Below are 14,785 nucleotides of genomic sequence, written 5' to 3' on the forward strand. Positions count from 1 at the left end.
ATAAGGAAGCCAATTTTTATTATGGCAAACCCCCCTACGACAATGAAAACCATGCAATCTGTTTCGCCTCGTAGCGAGCCAGTACAGTCTCGTTCCATTAAACGCGCACAGCAAATTTTAGACGTGACTAGCGAGTTGCTGGAAACCGTAGGTTTGAATGATCTGAATACGGCTATTATTGCAAAAGAAGTCGGTATTTCTGTGGGATCTTTGTACCACTATTTTCCGAATAAACACGCCATTCTCTATGCCATGGGTAAGTCTTGGCTGGACAGTATTGAAGAAGTACTAAAAGACATTCAAGAGTGGCATTTGGAAGAGATGACGCTGCCCTACTTTATTGAGCAAGTTGTAGACATTAATTTGCGAACTTATCGTCAGCAGCGTGCGGTATTACGCCTAGTACAGGCTATGTTTTCAGTGCAAGAATTGCGTGAATTAGATGAGCGCCATGATGATATGGTAATTTCTCAAATGGCCAAGGTTTTTAAACGGTTAGGGCTGAAAAAGCACATTCGTGAGCGAGAACGTATCGCGCGTCTATACCTAGAGGTAACGCACAGTACGTACCTGGTTGTGGTAAACCAAAATGAACGCCGTGCAGCCCGCACGCTTGATGATTTGAAACTGATGTTAACAAGCGTATTAGAACGACATCTAAATGAGCCTGAATCTGAATAGTCGTTCTGTGCGCAGCTTTTCATATTAACCCTTTTCTCTGTCTAGTGAGTCTAGGTGGCTGAGGAACAAGGTAAAAATTTCCGACTGTGTTGATGTGTCTAAACGTGCGTGGATATTTTTACGGTGTACCTTTACTGTACCGGCACTGATGCCTAGCTCGTTGGCGATGGATTTTGACGAGTGACCTTTCAGCAGCAAGCCTAAAATTTCTTGCTCGCGGTTGGTTAACACGCCATGAGCAAAGGTTTTTAGCGCGTATTTTAATGGTCCTGAACGGGATTCTTTTTCGACGAACTCCCCTGCTTGCGTTAGCCAAAACTGACGAATCAAGGCTTCTAGCATCGGAAAAACGCTTTTCAAGTTATTAAATTCTGTTCGACGAATGGACCCAATTGCTTTCTGACGCCCCAACGAAACTGCACAAGTCGTGGTTGCATCTAATTCCACCAAAATATTAATTTCATCGACTAAGTCAAAGTTGCGATAACAAGTTTGGTAGTACTCTGTATCTTCGAATGAATCGGGTGACATATCGACCAAACGATAAACCCCCGGCGTGATGCCTTGCTGAATGGCGTTAAACAAGGGGTCTAATAAATAAGCCTTGTTTAAATACATCCGTAGGGTGTGGCTTTGCTCACTCGGGTCACTTGGATGAATCAGCAGTGGTTTAAGCGCTTTTTTGTAGGTTACGATAATGATGGTGTCGAAATAGCAAATGTTGCTAAGAACCCCCTCTAACGCAATGGGAAAGCTAGGGACCCGAATATGATTGGTGAGAGCTCCTAGGTCTTTCATTAATTCGGGTAATGATAATTGCCCTCTTAGAGTACTTTTCTGCATTATTTTAAATCCTTCGTCATGTATCTCTTGTGTGAGAAAACGTCATTAGTGCGCCCTTCTCAAATGACAATGATAAATACACAAACTACTGGCTATTATAAATGAGTCTATTTAATTAAGCTTAAGTCGACTTTTTAATCGGTTTTGCTTTCTTTCCTAAAATTGATCTGCTTCTGCAAAATATCCATCGACTTTCTCATGATTTCTGTAGTAAAAATGAAGACATAACCTGAATGATTTTTCGGCTTATGATACTAGAAAGCTATGTCCTCAAACACATTAAGATGATTCTTTATTAATACATATCAGTAAAGTAGCTGAATGTGAAGAAAAGCAGTCAACTTTTAAAGCGTGATTTATATACAAGTGGTTCCATCTTTGCATATACCCACTCGGGGATAGTTACTCGCATCATTTGCTCAGGTTAAGGTGATTTATATCGGAAGAATTTGACTTAAATCGTGTGTAAGCAATATGAAAATCGAATTAAAACTCGATTATCATTTTAGAGAGCACAACTTCTTCTGCAGTAAGGCTAATTTCATAAGAGAACATTCTATGTCTGATATGTACGAAGGGAACAACGAATTTGATCTGTTCATCACAGATTTAAACGGCAACTTACGTGGTAAGCGAATGCCCTCTAGCGGTTTGAAAAGCGTTATGACGCAAGGGGTAAAGCTTCCTCAATCAGTGATTGGATTTGACCATTGGGGTGACGACGTTCTCGATAATGGCATGGTCTTCGAGACGGGTGATAGCGACGGAGTGTGTTTTCCAGTCCACCCTGAACCTATTTCTGTACCGTGGGCGGAATCGGCTCGTGATCAAATTTTGGCGATGATGTACAACATGGATGGCACGCCATTTTATCCAGACCCTCGTCAAATACTGACGCGCATTGTTAAGCGCTTCAAGGACCTTGGCTACACACCTGTAGTGGCAACGGAGTTAGAATTTTACTTATTAGACGGACAGTCAGAAGCCAAGCGCCAGCCTTCTCCTCCTATTATCGTAGAAGGCAACGGTGTGCGTTTGAACAAAACTGACTGTTATTCCATCGAAGAAATGGATGGCTTAGAAGGCTTCTTTGCGGAAGTCCGCCGGGCGTGTGAGATTCAAGGTATTCCTGCAGACACTATTATTTCCGAATTAGGGCCAGGTCAATTCGAAATCAACATGAAGCATAGCAATGACGCTGTGTTAGCCGCTGATCATGCGATTATGTTTAAACGTTTGATTAAAGGAGTTGCTCGCCAACATGACTTTGGTGCGACTTTCATGGCGAAACCCTACGCAGATAAGAGCGGCAATGGCTTTCACGTCCACTTTAGTTTGCTGGATGAGCAAGGTAATAACGTATTTAATAACGGCACAGACGAAGGCTCGGGTTTATTGCAACAAGCGGTTGCTGGGTTATTGAACCATATGTCTGATTCTATGCTTGTATTTGCGCCGCATATGAACTCTTATCGCCGTTTTCAAAATGGGGCACATGCACCGACATTTGCAAGTTGGGGCTATGAAAACCGCACTGTAGCAGTGCGTATCCCAGAAAGTGACAACATAGCTCGTCGTATTGAGCATCGTGTGGCTGGCGCGGACGCGAATCCTTATTTAGTATTAGCGGCGGTGTTGGGCGCTGCGTTGCATGGTATTGAAACAAAAATGTCTCCGCCACAGCCGATTGAAGGCGATGCTTATGCAATGTCGGAACGTTTTGAACCGCTACCGAATCGTTGGGAATTAGCCACTGAATCTTTTGCAGACAGCGCGTTCTTAACTGAGTATTTAGGAAGCGAATTTGTTCGTGTGTATGGCGCGGCAAAAGAACAAGAACAACAAAAAATACATGGTCGTATTTCCAACGTGGAATATGAAGCCTATTTGTAAGAGCACAGCTCAGAGTTACATTAGAAAATAGAGCCCATCAGAGGCTTTAATATGAAAACAACATCACAACAGGAACCAGCTGATGTCACGTTGGCTGTAAATTGGAGAATTCCACATGAAACGCAATGTATTGAGTATATTGGTCGCTGGTGCAGCATCTACTTTTGCAGCTAGTAGCTACGCTGAAGGTGTTTTAAACGTATATAACTGGTCGGATTACATGGCACCGGGTGCTTTGGAGCAGTTCTCGAAAGAAACCGGCATCAAAGTGAATTACGACGTTTATGACAGTAACGAAGTGTTGGAAGCAAAACTCATGGCGGGTGGCTCTGGCTACGATGTGGTTATGCCATCTAATTCTTTCTTTGAGCGTCAGGTTAAAGCGGGCGTGTATCAAGCTATCGACAAAAGCAAGTTGAGCAATTACGGCAATTTGGATCAAACATTGGCAAAGCAAATCGAAAAGCACGATGCGGGTAATGTCCATAACATTCCTTATGCTTGGGGTACGATCGGCATTGGCTATAACACCAAAATGATTGAAGAGCGCTTGGGTACGGCTGATATTGATTCTTGGGATATTTTATTTAATCCAAGTATTGCGGCTAAGTTGAACGATTGTGGCATTGCCGTGTTGGATTCTCCTGCAGAAGTTATGTCGGTTGTTAATAATTACCGTGGCGTAGATCCAAACTCGGAAGACAAAGATGAGTTAACTGAATCAGCAAAACTAATGTCAGAGGCCCAGGACAACGTTCGTTATTTCCACTCCAGCAAATACATATCAGACTTAGCCAACGGCGACGTGTGTGTAGCGATTGGCTACAACGGTGACATATTACAGTCGCAAAGCCGAGCAGAAGAAGCCGATCAAGGCGTCGATATTAAGTTTGTGATTCCAAAAGAAGGCACCTTGGTGTGGTTTGATTTGATGGCTGTGCCTGCAGATGCTCCTCACCCAGAAGCTGCGCACAAATTTATCGATTTCATCCTTAAAAAGGATATAGCAGCGGCTATTTCGAATTATGTTTTCTATGCAGTACCAAATACGGCCGCGGTTCCTCTTCTAGACGACGAAGTGGCCACCAACAAAGGTGTCTACCCAACTCAGGAAGTCAAAGAGAAACTGTTCGTGCAAGTAGCTCATACTGCACGCTTCGATCGTCTCTTGACGCGCGCTTGGACTAACATCAAAACTGGGCGCTAAGCAGCCATCTGTACGTGAGTGACGCCATTACGGCGTCACTTTTCTTGAATACTTATCATGCTGACTGGTGTGTTTTATGTCTGTGTCTTCTGTTTCTCCCATCGTTACTACTCAAACGATGCCAACTTGGCGTCAAAAAGACGCTGAGCCTTTTGTTCGCATTGAGCAAATCAATAAAACGTTCGGAGACTTCACTGCTGTGAATAATGTTTCTCTGGATATTTATAAAAATGAACTCTTCTGTCTGTTGGGTGGGTCGGGGTCGGGTAAAAGTACGTTATTGCGCATGTTAGCGGGTTTTGAATCTCCTACGTCGGGTAGCATCATCATTGACGGTGTGGACATGTCGAATGTTCCGCCATGGGAGCGCCCAGTTAATATGATGTTCCAGTCTTATGCTTTGTTCCCGCATTTGACCGTCGAAGCAAACGTAGCATTTGGTTTAAAACGTGAAGGTTTGCCAAGCCGTGAAGTAAAACAGCGTGTGGCCGATATTTTGGAAATGGTCCAGATGGGTCATCTTGCTCGCCGTAAACCACATATGTTATCTGGTGGTCAGCGTCAGCGTGTAGCGTTAGCGCGTTCTTTGGTGAAACGTCCCAAATTGCTTTTGTTAGACGAGCCTTTGGGCGCGTTAGACAAAAAACTGCGCGAAGAAACACAATTCGAATTGATGCGATTACAAGATGAACTTGGTATCACCTTTGTAGTGGTAACACATGACCAAGAAGAAGCGATGACGCTAGCAACGCGCATTGGTGTGATGAATAATGGTGAAATTGTCCAAACCGCCGAACCTCACGAAGTGTACGAATACCCAAATAATCGTTTTGTTGCTGAGTTCATTGGTAACGTGAATTTGTTTAGGGGCACTGTGGTGTCGGATGAGCGTGACAGTGCGGCGATTCAATGTGATGACACCAATGGCCTTATCGCTTTGGATCACGGCATCAGTTGCGCGCCTAATCAATTGGTAAATGTAGCCATTCGACCTGAAAAAATGCGTATAGCGCGCGAGCCATCCAGTGCGCAAAATAACTCCGCAGAAGGGGTAATTACGGAAGTGGCGTACATGGGGAGCCAGTCTATCTACAAAGTGCGTTTGCTGTCAGGTAAAGAAGTTCGTATCACACAACCCAATTCCCACCGAGATACCGGTGAGCGTCTAACATGGGATGATCATGTATACCTTTCTTGGGATGCTGACAGCAGCGTGGTACTAACATCATGATAAACGCATCTACCAATACAACACAGCTGACGCTGTTGCAGCGTTTGCAAACAATTCGCTTGGGGCGCTGGTTTGTCATTCTAATGCCAATGTTGTGGTTGGCGGCGTTCTTCTTTATCCCTTTTCTGGTGGTGTTTAAAATATCGCTTTCGGAGGCAATGATTGCGGTGCCTCCCTATTCTCCTTTATTGGAATGGGATCCAAACAACGCCTACGCGACGTTAAAAGTCACCTTTGGCAATTATTTGTTTTTGTTTGAATCACGTTTTTACTTAGACGCCTATTTAAGCTCTTTGCGCATTGCTGCAGTGTCGACTTTTTTCACTTTAATTATTGGCTTTCCGATTGCTTACCTTATCGCTCGTAGTGGTTCGATGGCACGTACAATATTGTTATCCTTGGTTATTTTGCCTTTCTGGACGTCATTTTTATTGCGCGTTTATGCTTGGATGTCGCTGTTGAAAAAAAATGGTTTGGTCAACGACACTTTGATGTCTTTAGGCTTGATTGATCAGCCATTGCAAATCTTACAAACGGATGTGGCTGTGTATATTGGCATTGTTTACACCTATCTGCCGTTTATGATTCTGCCGCTTTATACCACACTAGAAAAAATGGATATGAGCTTGATTGAAGCTGCGAAAGATCTAGGTGCTAAGCCATGGCGAGCATTTTGTTCTGTCACTTTACCATTGGCGAAACCCGGCATCATTGCTGGTTGTTTGTTGGTGTTTATTCCTGCGGTAGGTGAGTTTGTTATACCTTCGTTATTGGGTGGTTCAGACACGTTGATGATCGGTCGAGTTCTATGGGATGAATTCTTTTTAAACCGAGATTGGCCTTTAGCGTCTGCTGTGGCGATCATTATGCTGATTGTCTTGGTGGGCCCTATTATGTTTATGCGTAATGGCAACAAGGAGGCTCTGTAATGAAAAATCATTCTTTAGCTCTGAAGCTTAGTGCTGGCTTCGGCTTTTTGTTTTTGTACGCACCCATTGTTGCCTTGATCATTTACAGCTTTAACGAATCTAAACTGGTGACAGTATGGGGTGGGTGGTCACTCAAATGGTACGTAGAGCTGTTTCAAAATGAGCAGATTATGAACGCAGCGTGGGTGAGTTTAAAAATTGCTTTCATCAGTGCGACCTTGGCATCCATATTGGGCACGTTAGCGGGTTTTGTATTGAGTCGGATGGGTAAATTTCGAGGCAAAACCATGATGGCGGGCTGGGTAACTGCCCCTTTGGTGATGCCAGAGGTAATTACCGGCTTGTCATTGTTGCTGTTGTTTGTGGCGATGGAAAGTATGTTTGGTTGGCCCGCCGGCCGAGGCACTACTACGATTGTCATCGCGCATACGACTTTTTGTTTGGCGTACGTCGCTGTAGTGGTTCAATCGCGCTTGTCTTCGCTGGACGAGACTTTGGAAGAAGCCGCAATGGATTTAGGTGCTAAGCCGGTGTCGTTGTTTTTCTTGATTACCTTGCCATTGATTTCACCAGCGATATTATCGGGTTGGTTGTTGTCCTTTACGTTATCGTTGGATGATTTGGTTATTGCTAGCTTTGTTTCTGGTCCTGGTAATTCCACTTTACCTATGGTGATTTTCTCTAAAGTTCGACTTGGCGTTACGCCAGAGATAAATGCGCTAGCCACATTGATGATATTGGTGGTTTCTGTTGCCGTGATTGCCGCTATTTTTATCATGCGCCGTCAAAACCGATTCCAAAACCCTTAACCGTTGTGTTCTTGAGGTAAGTATTTAATGAAGATAGGAATTCTCGCAGCGGGCATTACGCCCGATGTATTGCGCTCTAAGTACCCTACATATGCGGAAATGTTTGCTGAGCAAATTGCCGCATTAGAGCCTGAGTTGTCATTTGAAATATTTGACGTTCGTTTGGATGAATTTCCAGACAGTACGGATAAGTGTGATGCTTGGCTGATTACTGGTTCTAAAGCGGATGCGTATGCTGATGAGCCTTGGATTATCCGCTTGTGTGAGTTCATACGTGCAGTGGATGCCAAAAGCCAAGTGTTGGTCGGCATTTGTTTTGGTCACCAAGTCATCGCACGAGCACTAGGTGGTCGCGTCGCTAAATTTGATGGTGGTTGGGGTGTGGGAGTTCATCATTACCAAGTTATGGATAATGTTAAGTTGCCTCTAACTCAGAAAAACATCGCTTTTTGTGCTTTTCACCAAGACCAAGTATTGGAAAAACCAGAAAAAATGACGAGTTTTTTGAGTAGTGATTTCTGCCAGTATGCTGGGCTCATTTATGAGGATCGTATTTTGACGTTCCAAGGTCATCCTGAATTTTCAAAGGCTTATGAAAACGAATTGATCGACTTATATGATGGTGTGACATTGACTCCTGACGTCGCTGCGAAAGCGCGCCAAACGGTTGCTGATGAGTCGATAGATAATCAGCAGCTCATGGCTTGGGTAGGACAGTTTTTAAAAGGTTAATGGGCTTTAAGCAACTTGTTAGCGGCTAATGGCTAATAAGTTGCTTTTGTTTGGCACTTCTTGTGTGCAGTCTTGGACAGTTCACGCAGAGCTCTCCGCCATCACGACGGAAGTGTAAGCAGCACGTGTGACGAACAAAAATAGGCGAATCTTTTTCTTGTCGGCGTAGTCCAGCAAGCGGTTTCAAGGGTAAATTCATCGCTTCTGCCCAATCTCGAAAATTCTGCTCAAGATTGAATTTCTGATCAATAGGTAGCAAGTTACCTATGGCGATCAATGCACTCATTACCTGATCGGCCAGCAAGCCTTTGTAAAGAGCAGGTCTTCCGCCAAAGGCATTAACATGCGCGTTTTCAAATGACTGAAAAAGAACCGTTAGCTGTTCACAAATGCTATTTATCAGAACCTCCTGACTTCCCTCCTGCCATATTCCATCCTGTAAAAAATACCCCGCGATCATCTCACCGTTTTGCTTTTGCTCTAAGTCTTGTAAGCTTATAGGCACAGCTTTAAGCTGATAGACGCAAATCATTGCCAAATAAATCGGCTGCCAACAGACTAATCCCCAAGATCTTATACGCCAATAAGGCGCACCCGTTTCTGGGTGCGCCTCTTGTAATGTGCTATGCAAAACTTGCAGTGCGTGTTCTGGATTTTTGGCAGACACATTGGTTGTGTTTTGCTTCTCATTAGAGACACTTTCTTCTCCGTCCAGTACGGCAATATAAGATCTGGCAGTGGTGAAAAGACGGTCTATAAGCCTTTCCATGTTTCTTTACCTCTCAGTTTTGCTATGTGATATCTAAAATTCATAGCGGGCGCTGACTTCGAAGGCTCTTTCGTCGCCGAACCAGCAGTTAGATTCGTCGTAGCAGCTGTAATAGGTTTCATCAAATACGTTACTCATGGAAAATCTCACGCTGGCGCCTTGCCATTGCTTAGACAGCATAGCTAAGTCGTAACCTATGGATAAATCGACCAAGGTGTAAGACGGTACGGTGTTCGAATTTGCTGCGTCGAGCTGCATTTGACCAACATAACGAGCGCCGGCCCCAAATGATGCGCCAGCTAATTTTCCTTCTGTTGGTGCATAGGTTAACCAAGTATTGAATTGCTTTTTAGGCACCCAAACTGGTGTGTTACCTTCTATACCGCTGTTATCTTTGGTTACTTCTACATCTTGCAGCGTATAGGCGGCTTTTAGGCTGATATCGGATGTAAGTGCTTGCTGTAATTCAAGCTCTATACCACGAGAGCGCATTTCTCCTACTTGAATTTTGTCGTACGCAGAACCATTCGGATCACGAGTGAGCACCTTACTTTTGACGATTTCAAACGCCGTTGCACTGGCGGTGATGTTTCGTCTTTTGTATTTTAGCCCTGCTTCCCATTGTTCGGCTGTGGAGGTATCAAACGTTTTACCATTTCGGTCTGCGCCAGTGATAGGTTCGAAGCTTTGCGCGTAGCTAACAAATGGCGCTATGCCATTAGCAAACTCGTATAGAGCGCCGGCTCGGCCACTAAATTGGCTTTGATCGACCTTGGTATTGGTTGTCGCGCCGTATTTTCTGCCCTTTTCAGTCGCTTTGAATTGATCGTAGCGGCCACCAGCAATCAGTACCCATTGATCAAGACGTATTTGATCTTGCAGATACATGCCTGTTTGTTCTTTGTCGATTGTGAAATCACTGCTGTAGCCTGACCCTGCAAAGTTTAGGTTATCTCTAATAATCTGCTCGTGATCTGGGTTATATAGATCGATGCTAGGCGCCAAAGCATCTTCGTAGATCACGTTTGACTTAAGCTTTAGGTAATCTAAACCGACCAAAATATTGTGCTCGGCATTGCCAATGTCAAATAATCCAGAAAATTGGCTGTCTATATTGATGCCTTCGGATTTTTCGTCTGTGAGATAGGCGCGACGGTTTAAGGTTCTTTCATCGCTGTCTAGCGAAGAAGAATAGGTGTTTTCTTGGTAGGCTTTTGCTGTGGTGAAACGAGCATTTTGTAAAAAACGCCAAGTATTATTGATGTTGTGATCGAGTTTATAACCCAGCAATAGCACATCTCTGTCATAAGTTTCCCAGTTCGTATCACCTGAATAGGCATCAGAAGGCAGCTTTCCATTAATACTGTTATAGACAGTGCCTTTCGATGGCAAGGAGGAATAGACGCCCATTTTGGGGTCCTGTTGGTAATACATATTGAGGTTAAGCATAGTGTCATCACTGATCTTCCAATCAATAGAAGGCGCTATCATGATGCGCTCTTCTTCTGAGGTAACGGCTTGCCCATCTTTTTGGCGAAATAGGCCCACGACACGATAGTTGAGTTTATCGTTAATGGCGCCAGTGCTATCGATCTGTGTTTCGCGTTTACTGTCGCTGCCTAATGTTAATTCCACACTATGTTGGCTGTCTGACTGCGGTACTTTACTGATTAGGTTTACCATGCCTCCAGGAGGCATAGCGCCATACAGAGTTGAAGTTGGGCCTTTGAAGACTTCCACTTGTTCTACAGCAGCCATGTCGATTTGTGGCTGTAGATTCCAGTCGTTATAAAGTAGTTGCAGTCCATCATAGTAGGCCTTGTCGTTCTTGAAGCCTCGAATATTGAAAAAATCTAATCGAGTCACTGCGCCGCCACGTAATTCGGTGTTAATACCAGAGGCATAGCGAACGGCTTCTGCCACCGTTTCTGTACCTCTTTGCTGTAATGCGTTTTGATCTATCACTGAAATCGCTTGTGGTGTTTCTTCTGTGTCTAATTGGGTTTTAGTTGCGGTATTACGATATGTCTGTCCTGTCACCACAAGAGCGTCTAATTGACCTTCTAGCCTTGTGTCACTTGTCTCTGATACGTTTGCTGCAAGAGATAAAGGCGACGCTGAAGTCGTTACTAAGGTAAGCAACGAGAGTTGTAAATGCACAGACAGTTTCATGTTAACTCCGAGAATAGAATAAAACAATATTGATAATGAATCTCATTCTATTTTTATTGAAAATATAAAACTTAACCTTTTGGTGCATCTTCAATTAGTGGGAGAAAGTATCGGTTGAAAATTACCTTGGTTTGATTGGTAGCCAATACTCCATGTAACTCTGCGGATTGTTTGGGTCATAATCAGGCTCGTAAATTTCTAATTCATAGCCTTGCACACCGTAATAATGAGATTCAGGCAACCATTGGAAGATAAACCACTCTAATGCTTTTTCAATAGCAGTAGCTTTTCCATGTACCGGAATCACCGCGTATTCTTGAAGTGGCACCTTCACCATATCTAATGTGGTATGAAATGGCTTGGCACCATTAAACGTGGTTGGGGATGATGTGTTGATTGGTTCTAAGTACCCTGCCCAATACAGCATTTGATCTGGATGTTGGAGATGATCTTGAGTGTCAATGATACCAATGGGCCGAGCGCCTTTCTTTATGTCTTCTATTTCAGCCATGACTGTAGACCAAAGCTGTGGAACTCGTTCTGAAAAATCAGGGGTAGAAGACAGTAATCCTCGAATCCAATCGCATTTACCTTGAACTTGAAAGGCATCGTGGCTTTCAATGCGTATTTGTGTGAAGGACTGTAGTGTCTCTGTTTTGGTTTTATTGGGGCGTCTGTATTGTAGTGGAGTACGTAATCCATGACGCTTCCCACGTTGGCGATAATCTCTTGGGGTACAGTTGAACATTTGTTTAAAAGCCCGAGAGAAGCTTATTTCTGAGTCAAAACCACATTGTATTGCAATATCTACGTGTCTAGTTTTACTCGATAGCAACAGTTCGGCAGCTTTGCTTAAACGTAATTCCCTAATGTACTGGGCAACGGTAAGGCCTGTCGCTTGCCCAAAAACGCGTTGAAACTGCCACCTTGACCAGCAGCTTTTTTCAGCTAAGTTTGTGACATGGATCGACTCCTCCAGATTTTCATGGATGTAGTCTAAAACCTTTTCTATGCGAGTGAGTCTGTTTTGATATGTCATGGCTGCCATTACTCAAATAATAACCATTATCATTTAATCGGTTTCAAAAGCCAACTTCTTCTAAAGCTATTTATTATTCCCTTTCTCGAGGCTATTAATTAATCAAGTTGCATGATTAAATCCAACTCATCTTATATCGTTCAAAATAATGTCAGTAATGGATTTTCCCCGATGAAGGAAATAGCTCGTACTGCGCTTTATTGCGCCATGTTTATTGCGGTTGGTGCGGTGGCCGGCGTACTTGGGCCGAGTTTGATTTACTTGGCGGATTTGATCGATGCCTCGGTAGCTGAAATATCCATAGTGTTTAGTGCCCGAGCAATCGGCAATATTCTTGGCGCTCTATTGGCAGGCCGAATGTTTGACCGCTGGCAGGGTCATCACTATCTGATTCTCATGCTGTTGCTGATGATCGTCGGTTTGCTTTTAGTGCCCTTCTCAACCAGTTTGTCGATGTTGGTGGTATTGTTTTTCTTGCTTGGCGCCACAGAAGTGTCTGCTAACGCTGGTGGCAATATGATGATGCTGTGGCTGCACAAAGATAAAGTGGGCTCTTATGTGACCATTTTGCATTTATGCCATAGTGCTGGCGCTATGTTAGCTCCGTTGATTCTGGTCTTTGCTCAATGGGCGACAGGACAAACTTATGGCGCGGGTTATTGGATGATTGCCATATACGCTTTGTTGTTGCCTTTGTTTTTATGGAAACAACCGAGCCCAACTTTCGAAGTTCGAGCCAGTGAAGTCGTTCCTGAAACAAAACAAAAAGCCACTTTCTTGGCGTTTCTGACAGTCATGTTTTTGTATGTGGGATTTGAAATTACCATCGCTGGTTGGATCAGTACGTATGCAATTCTGTCTGGAGAGGATCAAAACACTGCGGCAATTTTAGTGACCTGGTTTTTTGTTAGCTTATCTCTAGGACGTTTATTTTCGGTATTCTTATTGCGATTTATTACCCCAGGGCAAGGTATTTACGGTTTGCTGCTAGTGAGTTTAACTGGAAGCCTGATGATGATTTTCTCTGATGTATCGCTGGTGTTTATCGCCTTGTGGTTAGGATTGGGTTGCTCTGCTTTTTTCCCTATGCTGTTTTCCTTTGGCAACAGCATTATGGCACTTAACGGCAAACGCACAGGCTATGTTTTTGTGTGTTGTGGATTGGGTGCGCTGGTGGCTCCGTCTTTAACTGGGCCAATTCTTGAAGCATTTAGCGCCTCAGCGTTTCCCTATCTGTTATTAGCTTTGGTGGTGTTAGTTACCTTGAGTTGGCAGAGGTTGGCTGTGATGACTCGAGGCCGCTAGAGCCATAAACATAAGGAAGCAGAATGTTAGTAAATAGTCACTAACATTCTGCTTCTTAGTTATGAATGCTCAATTTCGCTTAGCTGTATTTGTGTAACGTCGCTATGGTGAATGCGGCAAGATCAGTATAGACATTGAATGGGAAGTCTATCGTCTTGTACTGCGTCTCACGGCCTTTTCCTGTTAACACCAATACTGATGAACAACCACACGCATTTCCTGCCTGAAGGTCTCGTAGAGAGTCTCCAACCATGATTGCTGGGTGATCTTCAAAAGACAAGCCAAGTTCTGCTTCAATCGCTTCAATCATGCCGCTTTTGGGCTTGCGGCAGTTGCAGACATCATCAGGTCCATGGGGGCAATATTGAATGCCGTCTATTTTGCCGCCCTCTGCTTCTACCAGTGTTGTCATTTTATCATGCATGGCTTGCAGAGTGACTTCGTCATAATATCCGCGAGCAATGCCTGATTGGTTCGTCACCACAAAGACTTTAAAGCCCGCTTTGGAAAGTGCAGCGATGGATTTGATACTGCCTGGAATGGGCAGCCATTCTTCTACTGATTTCACATAAGCATCTGAGTCTTGGTTAATGACGCCATCTCGGTCTAACAGAATAATAGGTTTAATTTGCGTCATGGGGAGAAATGCCTTTTTGAATTGAGTTATATGATTGGCAGTGGAATTTTCGCTGCTATTTGGTTTCGCCAATCGCTGCGAAAGTGGTATTTCGACAAGCGAGGCTAAGGTCGTTTGGTGCAAGGCCGATCTCTAATCCTCGTTGTCCTCCGCTAACATAGATTTTTTCAAAAGCTTGGGCGCTTTCATCGATACAAGTGACCAGGCTTTTCTTTTGCCCTATTGGGCTGATACCCCCCACCAAATAACCGGTAAGGCGCTCGGCACCTTTAACGTCTGCCATATGCAATTTTTTTACGCCTAGTGCACTGGCGGCGCGTTTTAAATTCAAAGTACCCGTTACTGGAACAATGGTGACGAAGGTGTTTTTGTCATCGGTAACAAGCAGTGTTTTGAACACGCAAGCAGGATCAAGGTTCAGTTTTTCTGCCGCCTCTTCTCCAAAATTAGAGCACTGTGGATCATGTTCGTATTCGTGAATACTAAACGCAATCTTCTGTTTTTTAAGTTGGTTAATCGCCGGTGTCACTGTCTTAAT

The 14,785-nt window shown here is 43.9% G+C and carries 14 protein-coding genes; 8 read left to right on the plus strand and 6 right to left on the minus strand.

The genetic code is table 11. From position 1 onward, the window contains the following. Window positions 1-21 precede the first annotated feature (21 nt). On the plus strand, window positions 22-681 hold the full coding sequence (locus tag DFP77_RS01325; RefSeq protein ID WP_114410502.1) for a TetR/AcrR family transcriptional regulator: 660 nt from the start codon (window positions 22-24) through the stop codon (window positions 679-681). 24 nt (window positions 682-705) lie between these two features. Here the strand turns inward: DFP77_RS01325 and DFP77_RS01330 are convergent, their stop codons facing one another. Then, window positions 706-1,524 carry a helix-turn-helix domain-containing protein gene (locus DFP77_RS01330; RefSeq protein WP_114410503.1) on the minus strand — a complete coding sequence of 273 codons (819 nt, stop codon included), beginning with the start codon at window positions 1,522-1,524 and terminating at the stop codon, window positions 706-708. Window positions 1,525-2,082: 558 nt separating this feature from the next. Here DFP77_RS01330 and DFP77_RS01335 point away from each other — a divergent pair. The 6 genes from DFP77_RS01335 (at window position 2,083) to DFP77_RS01360 (ending at window position 8,325) form a co-directional block, all read left to right on the plus strand. After that, the gene (locus DFP77_RS01335; protein WP_114410504.1) at window positions 2,083-3,417 is read left to right on the plus strand and encodes a glutamine synthetase family protein; all 1,335 of its coding nucleotides are present in this window, start codon (window positions 2,083-2,085) and stop codon (window positions 3,415-3,417) included. 115 nt (window positions 3,418-3,532) lie between these two features. Further along, window positions 3,533-4,624, plus strand: a complete 1,092-nt coding sequence (locus DFP77_RS01340; RefSeq protein WP_114410505.1) for a polyamine ABC transporter substrate-binding protein — start codon at window positions 3,533-3,535, stop codon at window positions 4,622-4,624. A 76-nt stretch (window positions 4,625-4,700) separates the two neighbouring features. Continuing rightward, window positions 4,701-5,855, plus strand: a complete 1,155-nt coding sequence (locus DFP77_RS01345; RefSeq protein WP_114410506.1) for an ABC transporter ATP-binding protein — start codon at window positions 4,701-4,703, stop codon at window positions 5,853-5,855. Then, entirely contained in the window at window positions 5,852-6,784 is a 933-nt protein-coding gene (locus DFP77_RS01350; protein ID WP_114410507.1) for an ABC transporter permease subunit, read from the plus strand. Before DFP77_RS01345 ends, DFP77_RS01350 begins: the two co-directional genes overlap by 4 nt. Then, a complete protein-coding gene (locus DFP77_RS01355; protein ID WP_114410508.1) occupies window positions 6,784-7,593 on the plus strand; it encodes an ABC transporter permease subunit in 810 nt (269 codons plus the stop codon). The genes DFP77_RS01350 and DFP77_RS01355 overlap by 1 nt, the downstream gene beginning before the upstream one ends. 27 nt (window positions 7,594-7,620) lie before the next feature. Then, the gene (locus DFP77_RS01360; RefSeq protein ID WP_114410509.1) at window positions 7,621-8,325 is read left to right on the plus strand and encodes a glutamine amidotransferase-related protein; all 705 of its coding nucleotides are present in this window, start codon (window positions 7,621-7,623) and stop codon (window positions 8,323-8,325) included. A gap of 25 nt (window positions 8,326-8,350) precedes the next feature. Here DFP77_RS01360 and DFP77_RS01365 read toward each other — a convergent pair whose 3' ends face one another. The 3 genes from DFP77_RS01365 to DFP77_RS01375 all read right to left on the minus strand — a co-directional run bounded on the left by DFP77_RS01365 (window position 8,351) and on the right by DFP77_RS01375 (window position 12,305). Continuing rightward, window positions 8,351-9,094 carry a siderophore ferric iron reductase gene (locus tag DFP77_RS01365; protein WP_114410510.1) on the minus strand — a complete coding sequence of 248 codons (744 nt, stop codon included), beginning with the start codon at window positions 9,092-9,094 and terminating at the stop codon, window positions 8,351-8,353. Between the two features lie 33 nt (window positions 9,095-9,127). Then, the gene (locus DFP77_RS01370; protein WP_114410511.1) at window positions 9,128-11,266 is read right to left on the minus strand and encodes a TonB-dependent siderophore receptor; all 2,139 of its coding nucleotides are present in this window, start codon (window positions 11,264-11,266) and stop codon (window positions 9,128-9,130) included. Between the two features lie 121 nt (window positions 11,267-11,387). Continuing rightward, complete coding sequence (locus tag DFP77_RS01375) at window positions 11,388-12,305, minus strand: AraC family transcriptional regulator (RefSeq protein ID WP_114410610.1); 918 nt, start codon at window positions 12,303-12,305, stop codon at window positions 11,388-11,390. 171 nt (window positions 12,306-12,476) lie between these two features. On the opposite strand from DFP77_RS01375, the gene DFP77_RS01380 reads away from it, so the two are divergent. Continuing rightward, the gene (locus DFP77_RS01380; protein WP_114410512.1) at window positions 12,477-13,610 is read left to right on the plus strand and encodes an MFS transporter; all 1,134 of its coding nucleotides are present in this window, start codon (window positions 12,477-12,479) and stop codon (window positions 13,608-13,610) included. A gap of 79 nt (window positions 13,611-13,689) precedes the next feature. Here the strand turns inward: DFP77_RS01380 and gmhB are convergent, their stop codons facing one another. Together gmhB and ybaK are read right to left on the minus strand one after the other, a co-directional pair. After that, window positions 13,690-14,247, minus strand: a complete 558-nt coding sequence (gene gmhB, locus DFP77_RS01385; RefSeq protein ID WP_114410513.1) for a D-glycero-beta-D-manno-heptose 1,7-bisphosphate 7-phosphatase — start codon at window positions 14,245-14,247, stop codon at window positions 13,690-13,692. 55 nt (window positions 14,248-14,302) lie between these two features. Beyond that, window positions 14,303-14,776, minus strand: coding sequence for a Cys-tRNA(Pro) deacylase (ybaK, locus tag DFP77_RS01390; protein WP_114410514.1), 474 nt, complete (start codon window positions 14,774-14,776; stop codon window positions 14,303-14,305). Between the last annotated feature and the right edge of the window lie 9 nt (window positions 14,777-14,785).

The organism is Marinomonas foliarum, from assembly GCF_003337275.1.
Lineage (GTDB): Bacteria > Pseudomonadota > Gammaproteobacteria > Pseudomonadales > Marinomonadaceae > Marinomonas > Marinomonas foliarum.

Coding starts and splice junctions, on each gene's coding strand:
- DFP77_RS01330 (WP_114410503.1), bottom strand. CDS start 1,524: ATGCAGAAAAGTACTCTAAGAGGGCAATTATCATTACCCGAATTAATG.
- DFP77_RS01375 (WP_114410610.1), bottom strand. CDS start 12,305: ATGACATATCAAAACAGACTCACTCGCATAGAAAAGGTTTTAGACTAC.
- DFP77_RS01370 (WP_114410511.1), bottom strand. CDS start 11,266: ATGAAACTGTCTGTGCATTTACAACTCTCGTTGCTTACCTTAGTAACG.
- gmhB (WP_114410513.1), bottom strand. CDS start 14,247: ATGACGCAAATTAAACCTATTATTCTGTTAGACCGAGATGGCGTCATT.
- DFP77_RS01350 (WP_114410507.1), top strand. CDS start 5,852: ATGATAAACGCATCTACCAATACAACACAGCTGACGCTGTTGCAGCGT.
- DFP77_RS01340 (WP_114410505.1), top strand. CDS start 3,533: ATGAAACGCAATGTATTGAGTATATTGGTCGCTGGTGCAGCATCTACT.
- DFP77_RS01335 (WP_114410504.1), top strand. CDS start 2,083: ATGTCTGATATGTACGAAGGGAACAACGAATTTGATCTGTTCATCACA.
- DFP77_RS01355 (WP_114410508.1), top strand. CDS start 6,784: ATGAAAAATCATTCTTTAGCTCTGAAGCTTAGTGCTGGCTTCGGCTTT.
- DFP77_RS01345 (WP_114410506.1), top strand. CDS start 4,701: ATGTCTGTGTCTTCTGTTTCTCCCATCGTTACTACTCAAACGATGCCA.
- DFP77_RS01325 (WP_114410502.1), top strand. CDS start 22: ATGGCAAACCCCCCTACGACAATGAAAACCATGCAATCTGTTTCGCCT.
- DFP77_RS01360 (WP_114410509.1), top strand. CDS start 7,621: ATGAAGATAGGAATTCTCGCAGCGGGCATTACGCCCGATGTATTGCGC.
- DFP77_RS01365 (WP_114410510.1), bottom strand. CDS start 9,094: ATGGAAAGGCTTATAGACCGTCTTTTCACCACTGCCAGATCTTATATT.
- DFP77_RS01380 (WP_114410512.1), top strand. CDS start 12,477: ATGAAGGAAATAGCTCGTACTGCGCTTTATTGCGCCATGTTTATTGCG.